The sequence below is a fragment of the Sphingomonas hankookensis genome, from assembly GCF_022664465.1.
GTDB classification, from domain to species: Bacteria; Pseudomonadota; Alphaproteobacteria; order Sphingomonadales; family Sphingomonadaceae; genus Sphingomonas; species Sphingomonas hankookensis.
In genome coordinates this window covers 39,227-62,645 of the sequence record NZ_JAKREV010000005.1, presented here as the reverse complement: position 1 = coordinate 62,645, position 23,419 = coordinate 39,227, and the positions used below count along the sequence as shown (strand labels likewise).

Sequence of the window (23,419 nt, the reverse complement as noted above, 5' to 3'; positions counted from 1 at the left end):
GTCAGCGTCCGCACGTCATGCCGACCGATCCCCCCGACGTGCATCGCCGCGAACTGCCGCCGCTGCCCGCGCTCGCCAGCTTCCTAGCGGCGGTCGAGACCAGCAGCTTTTCGCGCGCGGCACAGCGCATGGCACTGACGCAAAGCGCGATCAGCCGGCAGATCGCGCTGCTGGAGGACTGGCTCGGCACGCCGCTGTTCGAACGGCGCGGGCGGCGGGTGACGCCGACCCCGGCGGCGATCGCCTATGCCGCGGCGATCGGCCCGGCGGTCGAGCGGGTGCGCAGCGCGACGCGGCGGTTGCTCCTTCCTCCGGACGACCGCGCGCTGACCATCGCGACCTTGCCCAGCTTCGGGATGCGCTGGCTGGCGCCGCGCCTGCCAGGGCTGACCGCGCGCCATCCCGAATTGCTGGTGAACTTCGCCGCGCGCTCCTATCCGTTCGATTTCGGCGAGGAGCGCTTCGACGCGGCGATCCATTTCGGGCTGCCCGACTGGCCGGGGGCGGACCATGCGCTGCTGTTCCACGAGGATGTCGTCGCGGTGTGTTCGCCCGACTGGCTGGCGCGGCACCCGGTGGCGCACCCCGCCGACCTGCCGCCGGCCGCGTTGCTGTCGCTGGAGGCGCGGCCCGATGCGTGGGGGCGCTGGTTCGCCGCCGCGGGGCTGGCCGATGCGACCGCGGAGGGGCCGGTGTACGAACATTTCCTGATGCTGGCCCACGCCGCAGCGGCGGGGATGGGGGTGGCGCTGATCCCGTCGTTCCTGATCCGCCCCGAACTGGCGGCGGGGACGCTGGTCACGCCGCTTGCCGTGACGCTCAGCGCGCGCGAGGCCTATTATCTCGTCTGGCCGCGCGGGGGCGTGCGCAGCCCGTTGTTCGACCGGTTCCGCGACTGGCTGCTGGCCGAGGCCGCCTCCGAAGCCTGAAGCCGCCGGTCGATAGCCTCGACCGGGTGCAGCGGGCGGCGGCCGGTCATCCGCTCGGTCTGGCACCGGCACGAAAAACCGGTGGCGAGCATCGCATCGTCCTGCGTCACCGCCGCCCAGCTGAGCGCGAAGATGTCGCGCGACAGCTGTTGGTTGCGTGCTTCGTGCCCGAACATCCCGGCCATGCCGCAGCATCCGGTCTTGGCCGGTGCCGCGACGATGCCGAACCCGGCCAGCGCCTCGGCCCATTGCGTCAACGCCTGCGGGCGCAAGGCCTGTTCGGTGCAATGGCCCAGCAGACGCAGCGGCTGCGGGTCGGGCGTGAGGGGTGGCACGCGACCGGCGCGCACCGCGTCGGCCAGCACCGTCTCCAGCCCGGCGACGTCGATCGTCCCGCCCGCCGCCTCGGCATATTCCTGCGCGAACATCAGCGCGGTGGCGGCATCGATCCCAACCAGCCGGACGCCGGTATCGGCCAGCGCCCGCGCTTCGGCCATCCGCGCCGCCGCCACCGTCACGAAGCGGTCGCGCATCCCCAGCAGGTGCAGCACCTTGCCATTGCGCCGCGGCGGCACCCGCCACACGCGATAGCCGCACGCGCTCAGCACGCGCGCGGCGGCCGCGATCACCCCACGGTCGAAGCTGGCGGTAAAGCTGTCCTCGACCAGCACGACCGTGTCGGCGCGCGCCTCGGGCGACAGCGCCGCCAGCCATTCGGGCTTCGCGACCGGTGGCAACGGGTCGCGACCGGGCGAGAAGGCGGGCAGGTCGATATAGCCGAGCGTGCGCGCCACCCCGGTGCGCGCAACCGCATTGGCGAGGCGCGGCATCCGCCGCCCCGCGGCCAGCATCGCCTCCATCCGGGCGACGATGTGATGGCGCAGCGGTCGGGTGCGTTTCGCCCAATGCCGCTCGGCAAAGCGCGACGCCATCGTCGGCACGTCGACCCGCACCGGGCATAGCGTCGTGCATGCCTTGCACGACAGGCAAGTGACGAGCGACGCCCGCGTATCGCGTTCGATCACGGCGTGATCGGCACGTTCGGCCGGGGTCGGATCGACGATCGAATCGAGCCGCGCCCATTCGCGCAGCAGCGCCGCGCGGCCCTTGGGCGATTGCGCCCGGTCGCGCGTCGCCTTGTACGACGGGCACATCAGGTCCTGCGCGCTCCAGCCGAAACAGGCGCCGTTGCCGTTGCATGCGACCGCGCGGTCGAACGCGTGGGCATGGGGGGCGTCGATCTGGCGGTCACTTTCTCCACGAAACGGTACGCCGTCGATCCGGTCGATCGGCTGCCCGGCGGGCGCGGCGAGCTTGCCGGGGTTCAGGCGGTTGTCGGGGTCGAACGCGGCCTTCAACCGCTGCAATTCGGGATAGAGGTTGCCGAAGAACAGGGGCGAAAACTCACCGCGATAGCCGCGGCTATGTTCTCCCCATAGCAGCCCGCCATAGGCCTTGGTCAGCGCCGCCACCGCGTCGGAAATCGGCCGGATCAGCGCCGCCTGTGCTGGATCGCGCAGGTCGAGGAACGGGCGGACGTGCAGGCAGCCGACATCGGCATGGCCGAACATGCCGTAGTTGAGGCCGTGGCCGTCGAGCAGCGCGCGGAACTCGGCGACGAAGTCCGCCAGCCGCTCCGGCGGCACGGCGGTATCCTCGACGAACGGCACCCCCTGCCGTGCGCCGCCCAGCCGGGCGAGCAACCCGACCGACTTCTCCCGCAGCGTCCACAACTGACCGATCGCCGCGTCGTCGCGCACGATCCGGCAATCCCCCTGCGGCCCGATCGCAGCGAGCCGGGCAAGGCCGGCGTCGATCGTCGCATCGTCGTCGGCGGTGAACTCGACGAAGTTCATCGCGGCGACCGGCGTGTCGCTGCCGCCCAGCAACCCCTCGACGCTCGCCCAGATGATGTCGTCCTGCGCGACGCCCAGCACCTTGTCGTCGAGGATCTCGATCGCGACCGGATCGGCGGCGATCAGCCGTTGCACGTCGCGCATCGCGGCGTCGAACGCGCCGTAGCGGATCACCGCCAGCGCGCGCTTCTTCGGCTTGGGCGCGACGCGCAGCGTGATCGACCGGGTCAGCGCCAGCGTCCCCTCCGACCCGGCCAGCAGATAGCCGAGGAAGAAGCGGTCGGCGTCCACATCCCACGTCTTTTGCAGGTTATAGCCGGTCAGCCCGCGATTCATGGTGGGAAAGGTCGCGGCGATATCGACGGCGCGGGTGGTGACGATGCGCAGCGCCTCGCGGTGGATGTCCGCGACGATGCCGGTACCCGTGGCGATCCGCTCCGCTTCGGCCCGCGTCATCGGTTCGGCGCGCCATTCGGTGCCGTCGGACAGTACCAGGTCGAGGGCGACGATATAGTCCGACGTCTTGCCCCAGCGCCGCGACCCCTTGCCCGACGCATCGGTCGCGACCATCCCGCCGATCGTCGCGCGGCTGGCGGTCGACACCATCGGCGGGAAGAAGCGGCCATGGCCCCCGAGGAACGCGTTCAGCTGGTCGAGGACGACCCCCGGCTCGACCTCCACGGTGTCTGTTTGCCGGTCGAACGCGCCGATGCCGCGCATATGGCGCGCGAAGTCGACTACGATGCCGTCATTCAGCGATTGCCCGTTGGTCCCGGTATTGCCGCCGCGCGCGGTCAGCGGCAGGCCGGTATTGCGCGCCGCGCGCACCAGCAGCGCGACGTCCTCAGCAACGCGCGGATAGACGATCGCGGCCGGGCGGACCTGATAGATCGAATTGTCGGTCGCCGCGACCTGCCGCGCGCCGAGGCCCGCTTCCGCATCGCCGGCAAACCCCGCCACCGTCAGCCGGGCGAACAGCGCATCGACTGCTTGCGTCACGCCGCGTCGCGCAGACCGCGATGCAGCGCGACGATCGAGTGCGCCTCGGCCGCGGCATAGAGCGCCAGTTCGTCATGCACCGGGCCGCCCAGCGCCGCCTCGAACGCCGCCTGCGCCGCCGCCGCGCCATAGCTTTGCGTCGCCGCACCGCCGAGGTTCGACTGGAAGATGCCCGCGGCGCTGACTGGCAGGAAATCCTCATACACCAACGGCACCGCGCGCACCGCTCCCGCCGCGATCCAGTCGCCCAGGTCGCCGGCCAATGGTGCGCCATCGACGGCTTCGTAGCGGAAATAGGCGAGGCCCTGTTCGCGCAACCCCTCGATCGTGTCGGGGAAGTCGGCAAACGCCTCCGCCAGCCGCTGCGCATAGTCGCCGCTGCCCTGCCGCGCCTGTGCCAGCAGCCGGTCGTACAGCGCACGCCCCATGGGCGTCAGCGCGGCGCCGCGCTGTTCGATTTCGCCGAAGCGAGCGGTATGCTGGCCGGTCTGGTCGCCGGGGAAGGTCACGGCTTCCTCGATCGCCTTGAAGCTGGTCTGGCGCAGCAGGATCGGTACGCGCCGGGGTGGCGGGCCCTCGATCACCGCCTTCGCATCGATCCCTCGGCGTTCCATCTCCGCCTGTGCCGCGTCGATGTCGAGCGTGCGCGGGGTCAGGTGGTTGATGTGGGGCCCACGGAACGACACGATATCGGCGATCAGCCGGTGCGCCGTGTTCAGCCGGGTATAGCTGCCCGCATCCACCCGTGCATCGCCATGCCAGCGGAAGGTTTCGAGCAGTGCGGCGACGAAGCGGTCGGCATCGCCGTCGTTCAATCCACCCTGCGCCTCGGTGCGCTCGATCAGGGCAATCGCCTCGTCGGTGAAGATGCGCCGGGTCGACAGGATCGCCGCCGCTTCGGCACGCAGCGCGTCGTCCTCGATCAGTTCGAGCCGCAGCAGCGAGGTGAAGACGCGGAACGGGTTGGCGTTGAGCGCCGCCGCCTCGATCGGGCGGAACGCGGTCGAATGCACCGGCACGCCCGCCACCGACAGGTCGTAATAGCCGACCGGGTGCATCCCCATCACCGCAAAGGCGCGGCGCAACATCGCCAGTTCGGCGGGCGTACCGACGCGGATCGCGCCGTGGCGCTCTACATCCAGCCGGCCGAGTTCTCCCGCGACCGCCAGTTCCGCCGCCAGTTCGGGCCGTTCGGCGAGGGTGCGTTCGTTCACCTCGGCGACGATCGACAGCAGGTCGCCGTAGAGTGGCACTTCGGCGCGGTACATCGCCGACATCGCTTCGGAAAAGCGGGTGCGGATGGCGTCGCAGGACGTGAAGTCGGTCATCATGGTTCCAGGATCAGGCGGCGGGAGCGCGCAACATCGGGCCTAGCGCACCGGCATTGCCCGCGGCGCTGTCCGCCTCGAAGCTCGCCATCGGATAGGCGCAGTAATCGGCGGCGTAATAGGCGCTGGGGCGGTGGTTGCCCGAATCGCCGATCCCCCCGAACGGCTGCGCCCCCGCCGCACCGGTGGTCGGGCGGTTGCGGTTGACCACGCCGGCGCGCGCCTCGACTACGAAGCGATCCCACAGCGCGTCGTCGGTGGTCAGCAGCCCGGCGGACAGGCCGAAGCGGGTGTCGTTGGCGGCGGCGATCGCGGCGTCGATGTCCGCGACCCGGCGGACCTGCAGGACTGGAGCGAAAATCTCTTCGTCGGGCACGGCGATGCCGGTCACGTCGAGCAGCGCGGGGGTGACGAACGCGGCGCTGCGCCCGACGACGCCACCGAACTGCACGATCGCGCGGGCACCGGCGGCCAGCAGCGCGTCGACCTGTCGCGCGGCGGTCGCGGCGGCGGCGTCGGAAATCAGCGGCCCGATATAAGGATTCTCGTCCCAGCGCCCGATCGGCAGCTGCGGGATCAGCGCCGCGACCGCATCCACCACCGCATCGCCGAATGCGCCTTCGGGCACGATCAGCCGCCGCGCGCACGAACAACGCTGGCCGGTGGTGACATAGGCCGACTGGACGATCGTCGCCGCGATCTCGTCCACATCGCCGTCCCACGCGATCAGCGGGTTGTTGCCGCCCAGTTCAAGCGCGAGGATGACGTCGGGCCGATCGGCAAAGGCGCGGCGAAAATGCGCGCCGGTTGTCGCCGATCCGGTGAAGAGCAACCCGTCGATCTCCGCCGCGACCAGCGCCTCACCGGTTTCGCGCGCGCCCTGCACGATGTTGAGCACGCCGTCAGGCAAACCGGCGTCATGCCACGCCGCGACCATCGCCGCGCCGACCGCCGGGGTCAGCTCGGACGGCTTGAACACCACCGTGTTCCCCGCCAGCAGCGCAGGCACGATATGGCCGTTGGGCAAATGGCCGGGGAAATTATACGGCCCCAGCACCGCCATCACCCCGTGCGGACGGTGGCGCAGCACCGATTGCCCGAACGGCATCGCGCTGTGCTTGTCACCCGCGCGTTCGGCCTGTGCGGCGATCGACAGTTCGACCTTGCCGACCATCGTGCCGACTTCCTGCGTGGTTTCCCACAAAGGCTTGCCGGTTTCGCGTGCGATCAGTTCGGCGAGCGCGGTGGTGCGTTCCTTGAGCAGCGCGGCATAGGCACGCGCCACGGCCACCCGCTGTTCGACGGTCGTCCCGCGCCAGTCGCGAAACGCCGCCCGCGCCCGCGCCACCGCTGCGGCAACATCGTCGCGGCTGGCGGTGGGGCCGGACCACACCGTCTCGCCGGTCGCGGGACAGGTCGAGGTCAGCAAGCTCATGCCGCTTCCTCCATCTGTCCGCGTACCGCAACGCACGCCGCTTCCAGCCGATCGACCGCCTCGGCGATCTCGGCGGGCGTAATCAGCAGCGACGGCAACAGCCGCACGCAATTCTCGCCACCGCCCGCGACGAGGATGCCGTGATCGCGCGCCACTCCCATGAACTCGCGATTGTTGGGGATCATCTTCAGCCCGATCAGCAACCCCTTGCCCCGCACCTCGGCGATCACGTCGGGGAAGCGGCTGCGCAATGCCTTCAGCCGGTCGAAGAAGTCGGCGCTGGCGGCGCGGGCGCTGGCCAGCGTCGCCTCGTCGGCGATCGTATCGAACGCGGCGATGCCGACCGCCATCGCCAGCGGATTGCCGCCGAAGGTCGTGCCGTGCACCCCCGGCGTCATGCCCTTGGCGGCATCGGCGGTGGCAAGGCACGCGCCGACCGGGAAGCCCGATCCCAGCGCCTTGGCCAGTGCCATGATGTCGGGCGCGGCGCCGTCGAACCACTGGTGCGCGAACAGGCGGCCGGTGCGGCCCATCCCGCTCTGCACCTCGTCATGGATCAGCAGCACGCCGTGGCGCCGGGTCAGTTCGCGTAAGCGCAGCAGCCATTCGCCCGACAGCGCCCGCGCGCCGCCTTCGCCCTGGACCGGTTCGACGATCACCGCCGCGGTGGTCGGCCGCGCGATCGCTTCCTCAAGTGCTGCCGCATCGTCGAGCGACAGCTGGACGAAGCCCGGCAGGCGGGGTCCACATCCCTCCATATAGCCGGCATTGCCCGACGCGTTGATCGCGGCATAGGTGCGGCCATGGAACGACCCGGCAAAGCCGATGACGTCGATCCGCTCGGGCTGGCCGTTTGCATGGTGATGGCGGCGCGCGGTCTTGATCGCGCATTCGACCGCTTCGGTACCGGTATTGGCGAAGAACACGCAATCGGCGAACGACGCATCGACCAGCCGCTGCGCCAGCGCCTCCTGCCCCGGAATGCGGAAGATGTTGGAGACATGCCACAGCTTGCCCGCCTGTTCGGTCAGCGCGGCGACGAGCTTGGGATGGGCATGGCCCAGCGCATCGGTGGCGATGCCCGCGACGCAGTCGATATAGCGCCGCCCGTCGGTATCGATCAGCCAGACGCCCTCGCCACGATCGACCGCGATCGGCGCGCGATTGTACAGGTTCATCAGCGGATCGGTCATGACGGCTCCTCATTCGCGTCGGGAATGCGCCAGCACGCCCGTATGCGCCCTATTGGAACCGGTCGGGCGTCGCGACAAACGCAATGCGCTCATCTGCTGATGCGAATCGGTAATGAGTGCCAAGCCACATGCTGCCGTACCCCCGCGCAGGCGGGGGGCCAGAGCCCGGCAGAACAACGGCCTGCGTGTGCCGCCCTGGACCCCCGCCTGCGCGGGGGGACGATGGGTCGTCGGCAGTCCGCTGAGCCCCTAAAAATTCAACCGCACGCCCAGCGCATAGCGCGGCCCATAGGTTTCGAACGAAATCACCCGCTCCTTGTACACCGAATAGAGGAAGGTCTTTTCGTTGAAGAGGTTCAGCCCCTGCGCGAAGAACGTCACCTGATCGTTCAGCGCATAGTTGATGCTCGCATCCCAGATGCCATAGGCGTCGACATTGACCGGTTGTCCGCGATTGCCCTGCTCCGTCTGCTGATAGGCATTGCGATAGTTGTACGCGATACGCGCCTGCAACGGGCCCTTTTCATAGAAGGCGACGGCGTTGTACGTGGTGGCGTCGGGATCGACGAGGCTGATATTGGCCTGCACGCCCAGCCCATCGAGCGGTTCGGGCAGGCCGGTAAAGGTGTACTGGCCCGAAAACTCGATCCCGCGATAGCTGCGGCTGCCGATATTCTCCGGCCGGGTCCGGCGGAAATCGAAGCCCAGCACATCGATCGTCGTCGTCGTCGATTCGGAAATATTGTCGAGGTCCTTGGCGAACAGCGCGACGCTCAGGAAACTGGAGCGGTCGAGATACCAGGTCAGCGCCGCGTCGTAATTCCACCCGATCATCGGTTGGAGGCCGGGATTGCCGTCGGTGATCGCCCGTTCGCGCGGCCGCGGGTTGATGTTGCGGATGAGCAGCAGGTCGCTGAGCGTCGCGCGGGTCAGCGTCTTGGCGACCGCCGCCTGGAACACGACGTCCTCGAACACATCCAGCTTGAAGTTGGCGCTCGGCAGGAACTGGCCATAGGACCCGGTTTCGGTGATCGGCTGCGGCGCCGACAGGTTGACGACCGGATCGCCGCCGCCCGGCGGGGTGGTGATGCTCAGGATTTCCTGCCCCACCCCGCGCGAGGTGACGTCGGTGCGGGTATAGCGCAGCCCGATATTGCCCGACCACCGCCGCGTGCCGAAATTGCCGCCTAGCGACGCCTGCAGATAGCCGCCAATGGTACGCTCCTGCGCCGAACCGCTGTTGCCCGGCACCGGGATGACGCCGAAGGTCCCGCCATTGGCCGCCAGCGAGGCGCGCGCCGCGGCGGGATCGGCCAGCTGGTTGATCGCCGCATCGGACAGCAGATATTTGGCGAGGTCGGCGGCGGCATAGGTCGGATAGTCGCTGTCGAACATGCCCGAGCCGAGGAAGTTGGTCCCCTCCGCCGTGCCGGTGAACACGCTGCCCGGGATCGACACGCCCGCGCCGCAATACAGGCATTGCAGCGCATCGGGCGTCTTGAACGAGAAGCGCGCCTTCTTGCGGTCCGAATAGTTCACCCCGCCCGAAATGCGGGTGAGGATGCCCATATCGGCATCCCATTTCAGGTTCGAATTGACCTGATAGATTTCGTCGGAAACGCTGACGCCTTCATAGGTCAGGAACCCGGCGCGAGCGTTCGACGTGTCGAGGATGTTGCCCAGACCGGTATAGACCGGCAACCCGTTCCCGCCGATCGTGAAGCGTACGCCGGCCGGCGAATAGCTGGGCGTGGCGAGGTTGCTTTCGAACCATGCCTGGTTGCCGCCGGTCTGGTCCTCCGCCTTCGACCACGAAAAGTCGAGCGTACCGGTCAGCCGGTCCGATGGCTTCCACGCGAGGTTCGCACCCGCCTGATAGGTGGTGGCGAGGCGCGGGCGGATTTGGTTGGTGAACATCGGCCCCGACGAAATGCCGGTATAGCTGGTGACGGTGTTGTTCTCATCGACCGTCGCCGCAGTCACGTCGCCCGGACCGCCGAAAACAAAGAACACCTTGTTGTCGTCGTTGACGTCCAGCTTCGAATACAGCCCGTCGAGCGTCAGCAGCAGCGTGTCGGTCGCGCGCCACTGTGCGGTCAGCAGGCCCGACAGGCGTTTGCGGCTGGTGCGGTTGTTGCCATATTCGGCATAGGTCGGGATCGACACCCCGCGAAACTCGGGCGTGCCGTCCTTGTTCAGGTCGAGATTCTGGTTCGCTTCCCACCCGTCGGTGAAGATGCGCTTTCCCTGAATCTTGCGGTCGATGTACGAGAACGCGCCGAGGATGCCGAAATCGCCGCCGCCAAAGGTCGTGCTGAACAGCCCGGTGGCCTGGGGCGAGAATTGCCCGCGCAGCTTGTCGTAATTGGCCTGTCCCGACAGCGACACCTTGGTGCCGGTGAAGTCGAACGGCCGCGCGGTGTACATGTCGACCGTCGCGGCGATGCCGCCTTCGATCTGCGCGGCGGTCGGCGTCTTGGACACGTCGACGCGGTTGATCAGTTCGGCGGGCAGGATGTCGAAGCTGAACTCGCGCCCCTGATTTTCGGTCGCGAGGATGCGGCCGTTGTACAGCGCGGTGCTGAACGCGGGGCCGAGGCCGCGGACGGTGATGAACTGCCCCTCGCCATTGTCGCGGGAGATGGTGACGCCGGGAATGCGCTGGATCGCCTCGGCGATATTCTGGTCGGGCAGCTTGCCGATATCGTCGGCGACGATCGAATCGACGATGTTGTCGGCGTTGCGCTTGATATCGACCGCGCGACGCAGGCTTTCGCGCAGGCCCGTGACGATGATGTTGCCGTCCTCGGCCGGCACCGCCGCGTCCTGCACCGTGCCGGCGGGCGGCGCGGGGGTATCCGCGGGCTGCGTCTGCGCCGATGCCGCCGGGGCGGACAGGACGGTGGCCATCCCGGCCAGGCTGAGCAAGCGGAACCGCGTTACGGATTTCATGCCGAATCCTCTCCCTATCGCTTCCGGTTGGTCGTGGCCGTTCGTGCGGCCATCGCTGCGGAAGGAAGCGCTAGGTTTAACGATCAACCTGTCGGCCGGCAAGCGGTCTTGTGCGCTAACGTACGGTGGACATTGGAAGGTTGGGCGCGATTGGTTTTTTGTTGCCCCGGAGTAGCTTGAGACCCCGCGAAAGCCGCGCGCTCAACCACAAATCCACCGTACCCCCGCCTGCGCGGGGGTACCGTAAAGCTCGGGTAATGAGGACTTTCGCAGAAAGCCCCGGATCACGTGCGGGGAAGCAGGGTAGTCCCTACGCCAGCTGCCACACGGCATAGCCGGTGAGCAGCACCGCGGCCGCCGCCGACATGCCCAGCAGGACATAGCCGAGATAGGTCATCATCGGCGGGTTTGGCCGCTGCATCCGCTGGTTGCGGGATGCCGCCGACAGGATGAAGCTCGCCAACAACCCATAGGTGAACACCGCCGTCTCGACCATCGTCCGTCAGATCCCTTGCAGCCTGTGCGGACGCCGCCCGGCGCACCGCTTGTGCGGCTAAAACATAGCTTGCCTTGGCTAGCAATCGGTTAAGGCGGAACCGATCGTCCGGTTGCGTCGTTCTACCCTGTTCGCCTGCGCCGTATCCGTCCTAGGCGGCGCTCGCGACCGCCTGTCCGGCGGCATCGAACACCAATATCCGCGCCGGATCGGCATGGAGGGTGACGGTGCCGGTGATGGCGTGATGCCCGTCCAATTTCGCGCGGAACGCCTCGCCCGTCGCCAGCTGGCCGTAGAGATAGGTCGAATGGCCCAGCGCCTCGACCGCCTCGACCGTCATCGGCAGTGGGGTCCCGTCGGCACCCGCTTCCAGCCGCAAATGCTCGGGCCGCAGCCCCAGCGTCGCGCGATCCTCCACGCCCAGCGCAGGACCGCAGTCGCAGGCGAAGCGCAAGCCCCCGGCGGTCTCGAACCGCGTCGTCGTGCCCTCGCGTCCGACGACGGTCGCGTCGAGCAGGTTGATCCGCGGACTGCCGATGAACCCCGCGGTGAACACGTTGGCCGGGCGGTCATAGACCTCCAGCGGGGTGCCGACCTGCGCGATCTCGCCCTTGTCGAGGATCACCAGCCGGTCGGCCAGCGTCATCGCCTCGACCTGATCGTGCGTGACATAGATCATCGTGGCGCCCAGCCGCCGGTGCAGCGCCGCCAGTTCGTGGCGCATCCGCACGCGCAGGTCGGCGTCGAGGTTGGACAGCGGTTCGTCGAACAGGAAAATCTCGGGATCGCGCACGATCGCCCGGCCGATCGCCACCCGCTGCCGCTGTCCGCCCGACAACTGGTGCGGCATCCGGTCGAGCAGCGCGTCCAGTTCCAGTATCTGCGCGGCATGGGCGACGCCTTCCGCGATCTTCGCCTTGCCGACCTTCATGTTCTTGAGGCCGAAGCTCAGATTCTCGGCAACCCTCATGTGCGGGTAGAGCGCATAGGACTGGAACACCATCGCCACGCCGCGGTCCGACGCCGGCACGCGCGTCACGTCGCGATCACCGATGCGGATGCGGCCGCCGCTGACGCTCTCCAGCCCGGCGATCATCCGCAGCACAGTCGATTTCCCGCAGCCCGACGACCCGACCAGCACGACGAACTCGCCCGCCGCGACGGTCAGGTCGATGCCGCGGATCGTCTGCGTGCCCCCATAGGCCTTGGTCAGCCCCTCCAGCACCAATGCGCTCATTCGGTCAGCTCCCATGCCGCCGCGCTGCTGTCACCCGCAACGAACTGTGCCGCGATGCGGATCGGCGTGCCCGCCTGTACCGGGGCGCACAGCAATGCTTCCGCCGCCTTGCGCCCTTTCTCGAACGCGTTCTGGCGCACGGTGGTCAGCTTCATCCCCTCGGACGGGCGGCCGGGCGGGTCGATTCCGTCATAGCCGGTCACCGACATGCGCCGCGGCACCGACAGCCCCAGCGCCTGGCACCGCGCGACGACGCCGTGCGCCAGCCGGTCGGAAAAGCACACCATCGCGGTCAGGTCGTGCCGACGCCGCAGCAACCGGTCGACCGCGCGCTGCCCGCCGTCTTCGTCATTGGGCGTCTCGCACACCAGCACGCCGTCAGGCGCGACGCCCGCCGCCTCAAACGCGTCCCGGCACCCCAATACGCGTTCGTGGACGACATGATTCTCGTCCGACACGTCGTGGCCGAGCGTAAATATCTCGCCATGATCCTGCGACCACGGAAAGGTGACGATCGCGATATGGCGATGGCCCAGCGTCAGCAGGTGCGACACGACCTCTCGCATCATCGCGCGGTCGTTGGTCAGGACGCTCGGCAATTCGGGCGCGTCGAAGTCGACGACCACCGTCGGCAGCCGGCGGGCCAGCGCCTTGCGGATCGTCGGATGGCTCTTGTACGGCGCGTTGAGGATATAGCCGTCGACGATCGCGGTCAGGTTGTCGAGCCGTTCGGGATGCTTGTCCTTCAACGGAATCAGCACGATGTTCGCGCCTTCCTCCTCGCACACGGAGGAGATGCCGCGCAGGAACGCGATGTCGTGCGCGTCGGTGAACGCATAGCTCAGCTGGTCGTTGAACAGCACGCCGATCGCGCCGCAGCGTCCGGTGCGCAGCGACCGCGCCGCCGGGTTCGGCCCCTCGTAATGCACCGTGGCGGCATGGGCGAAGATGCGGTCGCGCAGCTCCTTCGACACCTTGGCCGGGTTGTTCCACGCGTTCGACACCGACGTGTGGGTAACGCCCAGGTCGGATGCGATCGATTTGAGCGTGGCGCGTTTCGCGCGGGCCATGGCGTCCTCTCCGGGTGGCTGTTCCACCGTCTCGGGTCCTGCCTAACCCGCCGCCTTGACAGCTGCAACCGCCAATGTTTAACGATAAACATATCCACCTGGAACCGCCGGGGGTGCAGGAGAGGAGCGATCCCGATGGTCGGCAGGAAGACCTTGCGCGTTCGATCGCTTCTGTGCGCTGCGCTGCTGGGTATCACGGCGCCGGTCATGCTGCCGGTCGCAATCGCACAGTCGACCGCTTCCGCCACCATCCCGCGCGTCAACCTCGCGCATCTCGATCATCTCTATGCCGAAACCACGATCGGCAGCGAGCGGGTCGGAGTGGTGCATATCTATAGCGAGGCGCCCGATTTCCGCTTCGCGATCGAACCACGCGAGGGCTTTACCTGCGTCGACGACGTGGCGCGCGCGATCGTGCTGCTCGCCGCCACGCCGCGCCCCGATGCGCGGCGGCTGCACCAGATCGATCTGCTGACGAAGTTCGTGCTGCGGATGCAGGCGGACAATGGCTATTTCCACAACTTCCTGTGGGGTGACGGTCGGATCAACCGCGAATACCGCACCTCGCTGGCCGAACTGAACTGGTGGTCGCTGCGCGCGCTCTGGGGACTGGAGGCGGCGCTGCCGCACCTGCCTGCCGCTACCGCCGCCCGGGCCCGGACGGCGGCCGATCGCGTCGTCGTCAATCTCAAGCGCGACCTGCCGGTGGATGCGAAGGGCACCACCAGGGTCGCCAATATCATCGTGCCGACGTGGCTGCCGCTTGAATCAGGCGCCGATGCCGGATCGACCGCGCTGCTCGGCCTGTTGCCGCATTACCGGCGGACCAACGACGCGGCGACGCGTGCGCTGATCGAGCGGATCGGCGAGGGGATGCTGGTGATGCAGGCGGGCGACGCACAGCGCTTCCCGCACGGCGTGCATCTGAGCTGGCGCAACCAGTGGCATGCGTGGGGCAATGCGCAGGCCTATGCGCTGCTGCGCGCTGGCAAGCTGCTCAACCGCCGCGACTTCATCGACAGCGCCTTGCGCGAGGTCGATCATTTTTACCCACATCTGCTGAAGGCGGGAATGCGTTCGGCCTTCACGCTGGAGAATATGGGCGACGGCTTCGCGGCCCCTCAGGCGCAGCGCTTCCCGCAGATCGCCTATGGCATCAGCCCGATGATCCTCGCCGCGACCGAAGCGTATCGTCAGACCGGCCAACCGCGCTACCGCACCACCGCCGAACGGCTGGCGACTTGGTTCACCGGCGCCAACGATGCCGGCCGGGCGATCTACGATCCGGCCAGCGGGCGCGTGCTCGACGGCATCAATGGCAAGGGATCGGTCAATCCGAATGCGGGCGCGGAATCGACGATCGAGGGGCTGTTCGCGCTGACCGCGCTCCACGGCACCCCGCTGCCGTGACCAGCCGGCGCGACGCCTTGGCGCTGGCGCTGGGCGGCATGGCGTTGCTCGCCGGCTGCGGTGGCCAGCGCGCGGAGCGGCGCACCGACCGCATTCAGTTATGGGTCGCGCCCAATGCGGCGGAGGAGAGCTTCTGGAAGGTCGCTGTCGCCAAATGGAACGCGGCGAAGCTCGGCCTGCCGGTATCGTTCACCACCATCCCGACCGCGGGCAATTCGGAGGATACCGTGCTGTCGGCGCTGGTCGCCGGGACCGAGCCCGATCTGTGCACCAACATCTTTTCGGGCTTCGCCATGCAACTGGCCGCGCTGCGACAGGTTGCGGACCTCGCGTCGATGCCCGGCTACGGCCCCCTGCTGGAGCGGCGGCGCATGCGCACGATCATGCCCGGCTGGACGCGGGGGGAGCAGGTCGTCGCGCTGCCGATCTATTCCAGCCCGACGCTGATCTGGTGGCGTGCCGACCTGCTCGAACGCCACGGCCTGTCCGCGCCGCCCGTCACCTACGACGACGTGTATCGCTTCTGCGAGCGCTATGGCGTCCGTCAGTCGCGCTATGGAATGCAGGTGCTGGCCGGTCGGGACTGGCGTGATCGCTGGTTCGACTTCATTTCCTTTTATTACGCCGCATCGAACGGACAGCCGTACCTCGCCGACAACCATGCGCTGTACGACAATGCCGCCGGGGCGCAGGCGGCGGGCTTCATCGAACGGATGTTCCGGCAGGGCTGGACCGCACCCGATTTCGATGCGGAGGAACCGCTGGTGTCGGGGCTCGCGGCGGGCGCGGTGCGAGGCCCATGGGATATCGAGCGGTTCGCGGATATCTATCCGGATACGCTGGCCCGGATCGCGGTCGGGCCGATGATCGCGCCGGTCCGCTCGGCCGGCCCGGGATCGACCTTTTCCGACAGCAAGGGCGTAGTGATCTTCCGCAGCAGCCACGTGCAGCGTGAGGCGTTCGCGTTCCTCAGCTGGGTGCTGGGCGAGGAGGCGCTGAACCTGTTGTGGTTGCAGCGTACCGGCCTGTCGCCCGCGCGCGACGATTTGCTGACCAATCCCGCCTTTGCCGACTATTATCGCGGCAACCCGCTCGCGCGCGCCTATGCCGATCATGTCGCGACCGCGCGGCCGCCCGCGCTGTCGGAACATACGATCGATATCCAGAAGATCATGAGCGCGCGGCTGGTCGAACCGCTGATGCTGGGCACGACCGCGCCCGCCGCCGCACTGGCCGATGCGGTCGCGCGGACCGATCGGATGCTGGAGGTACAGGGATGACGATGCGTTGGTCGCGCGAGGCGGTGATCGGTGCGGCGCTGGCCAGCGCCTATCTGCTCTTCACCGCCGTCTTCTGGGCTTATCCGTTCTTCTGGCTGGCGAAGCTGTCGGTGACGCAGTGGCGCTTTTTCGACGAACCGGTGTTCACGGGCGCGCGCAACCTGTTGCTGACGGTGCAGGACCCGCAATTCCTGCAAGCGTTGTGGAATGTCGTGCGGTTCCTCGGCTTCTATCTGCCGATCGCGTTCGGCGGCGCGTTGATCGTCGCGTTCGGGTTGCAGCATGTCGGGCGAGGCAAGGCGTTCGTGGCGCTCTGCTTCCTGCTGTCGAACGTGTCTTCGGGGGTCGCGTTGTCGCTGGTGTTCGCCAAGGTGTTCAGCTCGACCGGGCCGCTCAACGCGATGCTGTTCGAGTTGGCAGGGGTGCGGGTGCCGTGGACCAACGACCCGACGCTGGCGTTGCTGGCGATCGCGCTGGTCGTCGCGTGGAAGTTCGTCGGCTATTACGGGCTGATCCTCTATTCGGGGCTGCTGGCGATCCCGAAGGAAATCTACGACGCAGCGCGGCTCGACCATGCCGGGCCGTGGACGCGCCTCATGCGGATCACATTGCCGATGATGAACCCGCAGCTGATGATGGTGCTGACCTTCGCGATCCTCGTATCGTTCGGGTTGTTCACCGAACCGTTCATCATCACCGGTGGTGGCCCCAGCGACAGCACGTCCACGCCGCAGATGATGATCTACGAAACCGCGTTCCGCCGCCTGCAACCCAGCCATGCAGCGATGATGAGCATCCTCGTCGCGCTGGTCACCTATGCGCTGGTGCAGCTTGCCCGGCGGCTGTTCGAACGAAAGGTCGTGCTGGCATGAAGGCGTTCCTGTCGAAGCGGACGCCCGGCGGCTGGGCGGCGACGATCGCGATCTATGCGCTGGCGCTCAGCTGGCTCTATCCGTTCGCATGGATGGTCGCCGCGTCGCTGAAACCCGCGGCGCAAATCTACAATACCGGATTGTTCGAGGGCGATTTCACGCTCGACAACTTCGCCTTCCTGTTCGCGACCGCCGACAAGCTCGACCGGCCGTTCCTGGGAGCGCTGGGCGTGTCGGCGGTGGTGACGCTGACCGTCACCGCGTCGGTGCTGCTGACCTCCGCCTTCATCGCCTTCGCGCTTGCCCGGATGCGGTTTCCGGGGCGAAAGCTGTTCGGCGATTTCCTGCTGCTGCAGATGGTCATCCCGACCAGCATGTTCATCCTGCCGCTGTTCGTGCTGGTCAAGCAAATGGGGCTGCTCAACACGCTCGGCGCGCTGATCCTGCCGTCGATGATGTCGGGCTGGGGCATCTACATGATGTCGCAGTCGTTCCGGACCATGCCGGAGGAGTATTTCGACGCCGCCCGCCTCGACCGCGCCAGCCTATGGCAGACGGTGACGAAGATCGTCGTGCCGCTGAACAAGTCGATTATCGCCATCGTCGCGCTGTTCACCTTCACCGGCACCTGGGACAATTTCCTGTGGCCGCTGATCGCGATTTCCGACACCGACCGCATGCCGCTGTCGGTGCTGCTGGCGACGTTCAGCAAGCAATATGGCGGCTATGCCGGGCCGGTGATGGCGGGCGCGGTGTTGCAGACGCTGCCGCTGGTGCTGCTGTTCCTGCTGTTCCGCCGCCATTTCCTCCAGGGCATGTCGCTGTCGCTGAAGTGACGGCCGCTATACAAGGATTCCCGATGCTACAGCGTTCCCCGCGCAACCCGATCGTCGCGCCCGAACATGTCCGCCCCAGCCGCCCCGACTGGCAGGTCGACGGCACGTTCAACCCCGGCGTGACGACGTTCGGCGATCAGACGATCCTGCTGGTCCGCGTCGCCGAAAGCGTCGCCGGCGTAGGGGCGGGCGAGGTGCGCGTGCCGGTGCTGGAGGAAATCGATGGCGCATGGACCTGCACGACGCGCGGATTTCGCAGCGACGATCCGGCCTACGACTTTTCCGACCCGCGCATGGTGCGGTCGCGCGCCGATCCGCGCGACGTGTTCCTCACCTCGCTGTCGCACCTGCGCCTCGCCCGCAGCAGCGATGGCGAGACGTTCGTCGTCGACGACGCGCCGTTCCTGTTCCCCGCGAACCGCAGCGAACGCTTCGGGTGCGAGGACGCGCGGATCACCGCGATCGAGGGGCGCTGGTACATCAACTATACCGCCGTCTCCGACCTCGGCATCGCCACCGCGCTGGCGGTGACCGACGATTTCGTGACCGTCGAGCGGCTGGGCATCATCCACGCGCCGGACAATCGCGACGTGTGCCTGTTCCCGCGCAAGATCGACGGACGCTATTGGTGCCTCCATCGCCCGGCGCCGCTGCATCTCGGGCGGCCCGAAATCTGGATCGCCAGTTCGCCCGACCTGCTCCACTGGGGCGACCACCGCCACCTCGCCGGCCATGTGCCGGGCGGCTGGGAGGGCAACAAGATCGGCGGCGGTGCGCAGATGATGGAGACGGATCGCGGCTGGCTACAAATCTATCACGGGGTCGATGCCGACCAGCGCTACCGCCTCGGCGCGCTGCTGCTCGACCTGAACGACCCGCGCATCGTCCGCGCGCGGCTGGCGGTGCCATTGGCCGAACCGGCCGAGGCATATGAGGTGCGCGGCTTCTTCGACAATGTCGTCTTCAGCTGCGGTGCGCTGGTCGAGGGCGACCGGTTGCGCGTCTATTACGGCGCCGCCGACCGGGTGATGGCGCTGGGGACGGTGGCGCTGCCCAATCTGTGGCGGGCGATGGGAGTATGACGATGCACGACCAGAATATTCCCCGCGTGAAGACCCGCTACGCTGCCTATGCCGACCGCCCGCCACAGGGGCGGACGGGGCGGCTGGTGTTTGCCGGGGTCGATGGCCTCGACGTCTACAACATCTCCGCGCCGTTCCCCTCGGCCGGCCGAACGGTGATCGCCGGACGGGTCGAGGCGCGCGACAGCGAACATTCGACGGCGATCTTTTTCGAGGAAGCCGACGGGGTGTGGCACCCGATCGACGGCGCGCCGCGCTTCGCGCTCCAGGACCCGTTCGTCACCATGATCGGCGGCGAGCTGGTATTCGGCGGGGTCGAGGTCCGCTTCGGCGCGGGTGAGCCCGAATGGTGGACGGTCTTCTATCGCGGCCGCGACATCTTCGACCTGACGCCGTGCTTCGCCGGGCCGCTCGGCATGAAGGACATCCGCCTGTGCGAACTGGCCGACGGTCGGGTCGCGGTGTTCACCCGGCCGCGGGGCACCAAGGGCGGGCGCGGTACGATCGGCTATACCGAGGTTGCGTCGCTCGACGCGCTCACCGTCGCGGCGATCGACGCCGCGCCGATGCTGACGGGCATGTTCCACCCGCTCGACTGGGGCGGAGTGAACGAGGCGCATCTACTGGCGAACGGCGAGGTCGGGCTGATCGCGCACATCGCCTATTTCGAGGACGATACGATGTACAGCGCGCGGCATTATTACGCCGTGGCCTTCGTGTTCGATCCGGCAAGCCATGGCTGGCGCGACCTGACCGTCCTCGCCGGGCGCGACCAGTTCGCCCCCGGTGCCGCCAAGCGCCCCGATCTGGTCGATGTCGTCTTCTCCTCGGGCATCGAGGTGACGGGCGACGTCACCCGCCTCTATGCCGGCACGTCGGATGCCGAGGCGCACTGGGTCGAGATCGCCTATCCCTTCGACGTGCCGCTCGCCCGCGCCACCGCCGCCAGCGACGTATCGTCGTTGATCGCGCCGGCCCGGCGGCTACAGGCATGACCATGCTCACCATCGATCCTGCCCCCCGCGCGCTTGGCGCCAGCGATATCCTCGTCTCGCCGCTCGCTTGGGGGATGTGGCGGTTCAAGGGCAGCGTCGCCAATGGCCGTACGCTGGTCGAGGCGGCGCTGGATGCCGGCATCACGCTGTTCGACACCGCCGATATTTATGGCACCGACACGCCCGCCGGCTTCGGATCGGCTGAGGCGCTGTTCGGCGACGTGCTGGCGGAAGCACCCCAGTTGCGCGACCGGATGGTGATCGCGACCAAGGGCGGCATCCGCCCGGGCAATCCCTATCGCTCCGACGCGCCCTATCTCCGCCAAGCGGTCGACGACTCGCTCGCCCGGATGCGGATCGAGCGGATCGACCTGTACCAGATCCACCGCCGCGATTTCCTGACCCATCCGCAGGAGGTCGCTGCCAGCCTGACCCGCATGGTCGCGGACGGCAAGGTGCGCGCGGTCGGCGTATCGAACCACAGCCCGGCGGAGGTCAACGCGCTGCAGGCGTTCCTCGACCACCCGATCGTCAGCACCCAGCCCGAATTCTCGCCGCTGCACACCGCCCCGCTCTACGACGGTACCCTCGATCAGGCGATGGCGCGGGGCATGACGGTGCTCGGCTGGTCGCCGCTGGGCGGCGGGCGGCTGACCGATGGCAGCCATCCGGCAGGCGCGCTGCTGGCCGAACAGGGCGCGCGCTTCGGCGTCGATGCCGCGACCGCCGCGCTGTCGTGGAGCATGGTCCACCCTGCGCGGATCATCCCGATCGTCGGATCGCAGACGCCCGATCGCATCCGCGCCGCCGCCGATGCGGTGCAGGTCGGGTGGACCCATGCCGAATGGTATGCGGTGCTGCAGGCGGGAATGGGCGCGGGGTTGCCGTAAGGGAAGATACGCGCTCCCCAAACCCATCGTCACCCCGGGCTTGACCCGGGGTCCCGCTTCTACCCGCCGCCAGAAGAAGAAGCGGGACCCCGGATCAAGTCCGGGGTGACGGTAACGAGGGTGTGATCTATTGGCGGGGAAACACCACCCCAGCGAAGGCTGGGGTCTCAAGCGGTTCCTGCCGCGTGCTACAACCGGGAGATCCCAGCCTTCGCTGGGATGACGTCTGGTTGCTACCGGGGGACGATGGCCGGGTCGATGACCAATCCTCTCACCGCACCTCGAACGCACCCTGCATCTCGACCCCATCGCCTGCAACCACCCACAGGTCGAACGCACCCGGCTCGACACGCCAGCGCCCGTCGCTCGCCACCAGCGCCAGTTCCCGCGCCGCGATCCGCAGGTCGATCCGCCGCGTTTCCCCCGCCGCCAGCGTGACCCGCACGAACGCCTTCATCTGCCGCACCGGGCGCGTCCGGCTGGCGACGCGGTCGTGCAGGTCGATCCGCACCAGCGTCGTGCCCGCCCGCTTGCCGACATTGCGCACCATCACCGACACCGGCACGTCGGCCCCCGTCGCCACCACCGCCGGCACCGACAGGTCGGACAGCGCGAAGCGGGTATAGCCCATGCCCGATCCGAAGGGGTACAGCGCGCGGTCGGGAGCGTCGCGCCAATGGCTGCGCCCCGGTGCCATCGGCTGATCGTCGGGCGGGGGCCGCCCGGTGCTGCGCCGGTCGTACGACCAGGGTTGCTGCCCGCTCGTCAGCGGAAAGCTGACCGGCAGCCGCCCGGTCGGCTCGACCCGTCCGAACAGGATATCGGCCACCGCCGGCCCGGTCTGTTCCCCGAGGAACCACGTCGCCAGCAACGCTGGCGCGTCGCGTACCGCGCCGCTGAGCGCCAGTGCGCGACCATGGCGCAGCAGGACGACGACCGGCTTGCCCGTCGCCGCCATCGCCTCGGCCAGCGCCTGCTGCGCCGCCGGCACGACGATCTCGGTCCGGCTGTTGCCCTCGCCCGACATGTCGCCGCCTTCACCGATCGCCAGCAGCACCACGTCGGCCGCCTGCGCCGCTGCAACCGCCCGCGCGGTCCCGCCGGGCAGGGGTTCGGTCACGCCGCTGCCCGCCTCGACCGTCAACAGTGCCGGATCGGCCATGACCCCGCGCAACCCGCTCGCCACGTCGATCCCGTCCTTCGCATCGCCCGCGAACGACCATGGCCCGTTGAGGTTCGCCTTGTCCGCCCCGAACGGCCCGATCAGCGCGATGCGCTTGCCCGCGCGGGGCAGCGGCAGCAGATCGCCATCGTTGCGCAGCAGCACGATCGATCGCGTCGCGACCTTGCGCGCCATCCGCTTGATGGCCACGCTCCCGGTCTCGCGTCGCTCGGCCCGCGCATCGATCGACCGGAACGGATCGTTGAACAGCCCCAGCCGCTCTTTCAGCGTCAGCACCCGTCGCACCGCCTGATCGACCGCCGCGACCGGTACCCGTCCGCTTTCGACCAGTGCCGGCAGGTGACGGACGAACAGCCCGCTCTGCATCGACATGTCGATCCCGGCGAGGATGGCGAGGCGCGCGGCATCGGCCTCGTCGGCGGCGATGCCGTGGGCGATCAGTTCGCGGTCGGCGTCGTAATCCGACACGCACACGCCCTGAAATCCCAGCTCGCCGCGCAACAGGTCGGTCAGCAGCGGGCGGTTGGCGCTGACCGGTACCCCGCCGAAATCAGTGAACGACGCCATCGTCGCGCCCGCGCCTGCGGCAAAGGCATCGAGGAACGGCGGCAGGAACGTCTCGCGCAGTTCGGCCGCGCTCATGTCGACTGCGGCATATTCCATCCCGCCGCGCACCGCGCCATAGCCGACGAAATGCTTGGGCGTCGCCAGCAGCGCATCGGCGCGGCGCAGGTCGCTTCCCTGAAACCCCCGCACGCGCGCGGCGGCGAGCAGGCGGTTGAGCAGCACATCCTCGCCCGCACCCTCCGCCACCCGGCCCCAGCGCTGGTCGCGCGCGACGTCGACCATCGGCGCGAAGGTCCAGTGGAGCCCGCCCGCCGCCGTCTCGCACGCGACGGCCCGCGCCGCGCGTTCGCTAAGGTCGGCGTCGAATGCCGCCGCCTCGGCCAGCGGGATCGGAAAGATCGTACGGCAGCCGTGCAGCACGTCGGCGGCGAAGACTAGCGGGATGCGCAGCCGGCCGGCCAGCGCCGCCTCCTGCGCGCGCCGTGCGCCCGCGACGCCGTACCCGTTGAACAGCATGCCGATCCGCCCGGCGCGGATATCGGCCAGCATCGCCTCTCCCCCACGCGGATCGACCACCGGATTGAACACCGCGCCGACCGGGCGCACCTCGTCGTTGAAACAGCTGAGCTGTCCCGCCTTTTCGGCCAGCGTCATCCGCGCGATCAATGCCTCGACCCTGTCGGACGCGGCATGCGCCCGTGCCGGCAGCAGCGTGGCGGTACCCGCCAGCAGTGCGGCGCCTAACACGTTCCTTCGACTGAGCGGCAGGGATCGCACCGATTGTTGCCCGTCCGCCACATCCCGGCTCC

General features: G+C 68.3%; 17 protein-coding genes. 8 read left to right on the top strand and 9 right to left on the bottom strand.

Going from position 1 to position 23,419, the window contains the following annotated elements:
• Positions 1-17 precede the first annotated feature (17 nt).
• Complete coding sequence (locus MF610_RS13605; RefSeq protein ID WP_242197743.1) at positions 18-929, top strand: LysR substrate-binding domain-containing protein; 912 nt, start codon at positions 18-20, stop codon at positions 927-929.
• Here the strand turns inward: MF610_RS13605 and MF610_RS13600 are convergent.
• The 8 genes from MF610_RS13600 to MF610_RS13565 all read right to left on the bottom strand — a co-directional run bounded on the left by MF610_RS13600 (position 839) and on the right by MF610_RS13565 (position 13,495).
• Positions 839-3,784, bottom strand: coding sequence for an FAD-binding and (Fe-S)-binding domain-containing protein (locus MF610_RS13600; protein ID WP_242197740.1), 2,946 nt, complete (start codon positions 3,782-3,784; stop codon positions 839-841). The two genes, MF610_RS13605 and MF610_RS13600, sit on opposite strands and share 91 nt — an antisense overlap.
• Positions 3,781-5,112, bottom strand: coding sequence for a 2-oxoadipate dioxygenase/decarboxylase HglS (gene hglS, locus MF610_RS13595; protein WP_242197737.1), 1,332 nt, complete (start codon positions 5,110-5,112; stop codon positions 3,781-3,783). The genes MF610_RS13600 and hglS overlap by 4 nt, the downstream gene beginning before the upstream one ends.
• Before the next feature lie 13 nt (positions 5,113-5,125).
• Positions 5,126-6,547: a succinylglutamate-semialdehyde dehydrogenase gene (astD, locus tag MF610_RS13590; protein WP_242197735.1), complete on the bottom strand. Its 1,422-nt coding sequence runs from the start codon at positions 6,545-6,547 to the stop codon at positions 5,126-5,128.
• Positions 6,544-7,740 carry an aspartate aminotransferase family protein gene (locus MF610_RS13585; RefSeq protein WP_242197732.1) on the bottom strand — a complete coding sequence of 399 codons (1,197 nt, stop codon included), beginning with the start codon at positions 7,738-7,740 and terminating at the stop codon, positions 6,544-6,546. The genes astD and MF610_RS13585 overlap by 4 nt, the downstream gene beginning before the upstream one ends.
• Before the next feature lie 249 nt (positions 7,741-7,989).
• Complete coding sequence (locus tag MF610_RS13580) at positions 7,990-10,692, bottom strand: TonB-dependent receptor (RefSeq protein ID WP_242197729.1); 2,703 nt, start codon at positions 10,690-10,692, stop codon at positions 7,990-7,992.
• Positions 10,693-11,002: 310 nt separating this feature from the next.
• Positions 11,003-11,188 (bottom strand): hypothetical protein, encoded by a 186-nt coding sequence (locus tag MF610_RS13575; RefSeq protein ID WP_242197727.1) that lies wholly within the window; start codon positions 11,186-11,188, stop codon positions 11,003-11,005.
• Between the two features lie 151 nt (positions 11,189-11,339).
• The gene (locus MF610_RS13570; protein WP_242197724.1) at positions 11,340-12,425 is read right to left on the bottom strand and encodes an ABC transporter ATP-binding protein; all 1,086 of its coding nucleotides are present in this window, start codon (positions 12,423-12,425) and stop codon (positions 11,340-11,342) included.
• Complete coding sequence (locus tag MF610_RS13565) at positions 12,422-13,495, bottom strand: LacI family DNA-binding transcriptional regulator (RefSeq protein ID WP_242197721.1); 1,074 nt, start codon at positions 13,493-13,495, stop codon at positions 12,422-12,424. Before MF610_RS13565 ends, MF610_RS13570 begins: the two co-directional genes overlap by 4 nt.
• A 207-nt stretch (positions 13,496-13,702) precedes the next feature.
• Between MF610_RS13565 and MF610_RS13560 the strand changes: the two genes are divergently transcribed.
• The 7 genes from MF610_RS13560 to MF610_RS13530 are packed head-to-tail and all read left to right on the top strand — an operon-like array spanning position 13,703 to position 20,860.
• Complete coding sequence (locus tag MF610_RS13560; protein ID WP_242197718.1) at positions 13,703-14,905, top strand: glycoside hydrolase family protein; 1,203 nt, start codon at positions 13,703-13,705, stop codon at positions 14,903-14,905.
• Positions 14,902-16,185 carry an ABC transporter substrate-binding protein gene (locus tag MF610_RS13555; protein ID WP_242197715.1) on the top strand — a complete coding sequence of 428 codons (1,284 nt, stop codon included), beginning with the start codon at positions 14,902-14,904 and terminating at the stop codon, positions 16,183-16,185. The genes MF610_RS13560 and MF610_RS13555 overlap by 4 nt, the downstream gene beginning before the upstream one ends.
• Positions 16,182-17,057: a carbohydrate ABC transporter permease gene (locus MF610_RS13550; RefSeq protein WP_242197711.1), complete on the top strand. Its 876-nt coding sequence runs from the start codon at positions 16,182-16,184 to the stop codon at positions 17,055-17,057. The genes MF610_RS13555 and MF610_RS13550 overlap by 4 nt, the downstream gene beginning before the upstream one ends.
• On the top strand, positions 17,054-17,893 hold the full coding sequence (locus MF610_RS13545) for a carbohydrate ABC transporter permease (RefSeq protein WP_242197709.1): 840 nt from the start codon (positions 17,054-17,056) through the stop codon (positions 17,891-17,893). Before MF610_RS13550 ends, MF610_RS13545 begins: the two co-directional genes overlap by 4 nt.
• Before the next feature lie 23 nt (positions 17,894-17,916).
• Positions 17,917-18,975, top strand: coding sequence for a glycoside hydrolase family 130 protein (locus tag MF610_RS13540; protein WP_242197706.1), 1,059 nt, complete (start codon positions 17,917-17,919; stop codon positions 18,973-18,975).
• Complete coding sequence (locus MF610_RS13535; protein WP_242197703.1) at positions 18,972-19,970, top strand: DUF1861 family protein; 999 nt, start codon at positions 18,972-18,974, stop codon at positions 19,968-19,970. The genes MF610_RS13540 and MF610_RS13535 overlap by 4 nt, the downstream gene beginning before the upstream one ends.
• Positions 19,967-20,860 carry an aldo/keto reductase gene (locus MF610_RS13530; RefSeq protein ID WP_242197701.1) on the top strand — a complete coding sequence of 298 codons (894 nt, stop codon included), beginning with the start codon at positions 19,967-19,969 and terminating at the stop codon, positions 20,858-20,860. Before MF610_RS13535 ends, MF610_RS13530 begins: the two co-directional genes overlap by 4 nt.
• A 271-nt stretch (positions 20,861-21,131) precedes the next feature.
• Here the strand turns inward: MF610_RS13530 and MF610_RS13525 are convergent, their stop codons facing one another.
• On the bottom strand, positions 21,132-23,378 hold the full coding sequence (locus MF610_RS13525; protein ID WP_380870565.1) for a glycoside hydrolase family 3 N-terminal domain-containing protein: 2,247 nt from the start codon (positions 23,376-23,378) through the stop codon (positions 21,132-21,134).
• Positions 23,379-23,419: the final 41 nt, after the last annotated feature.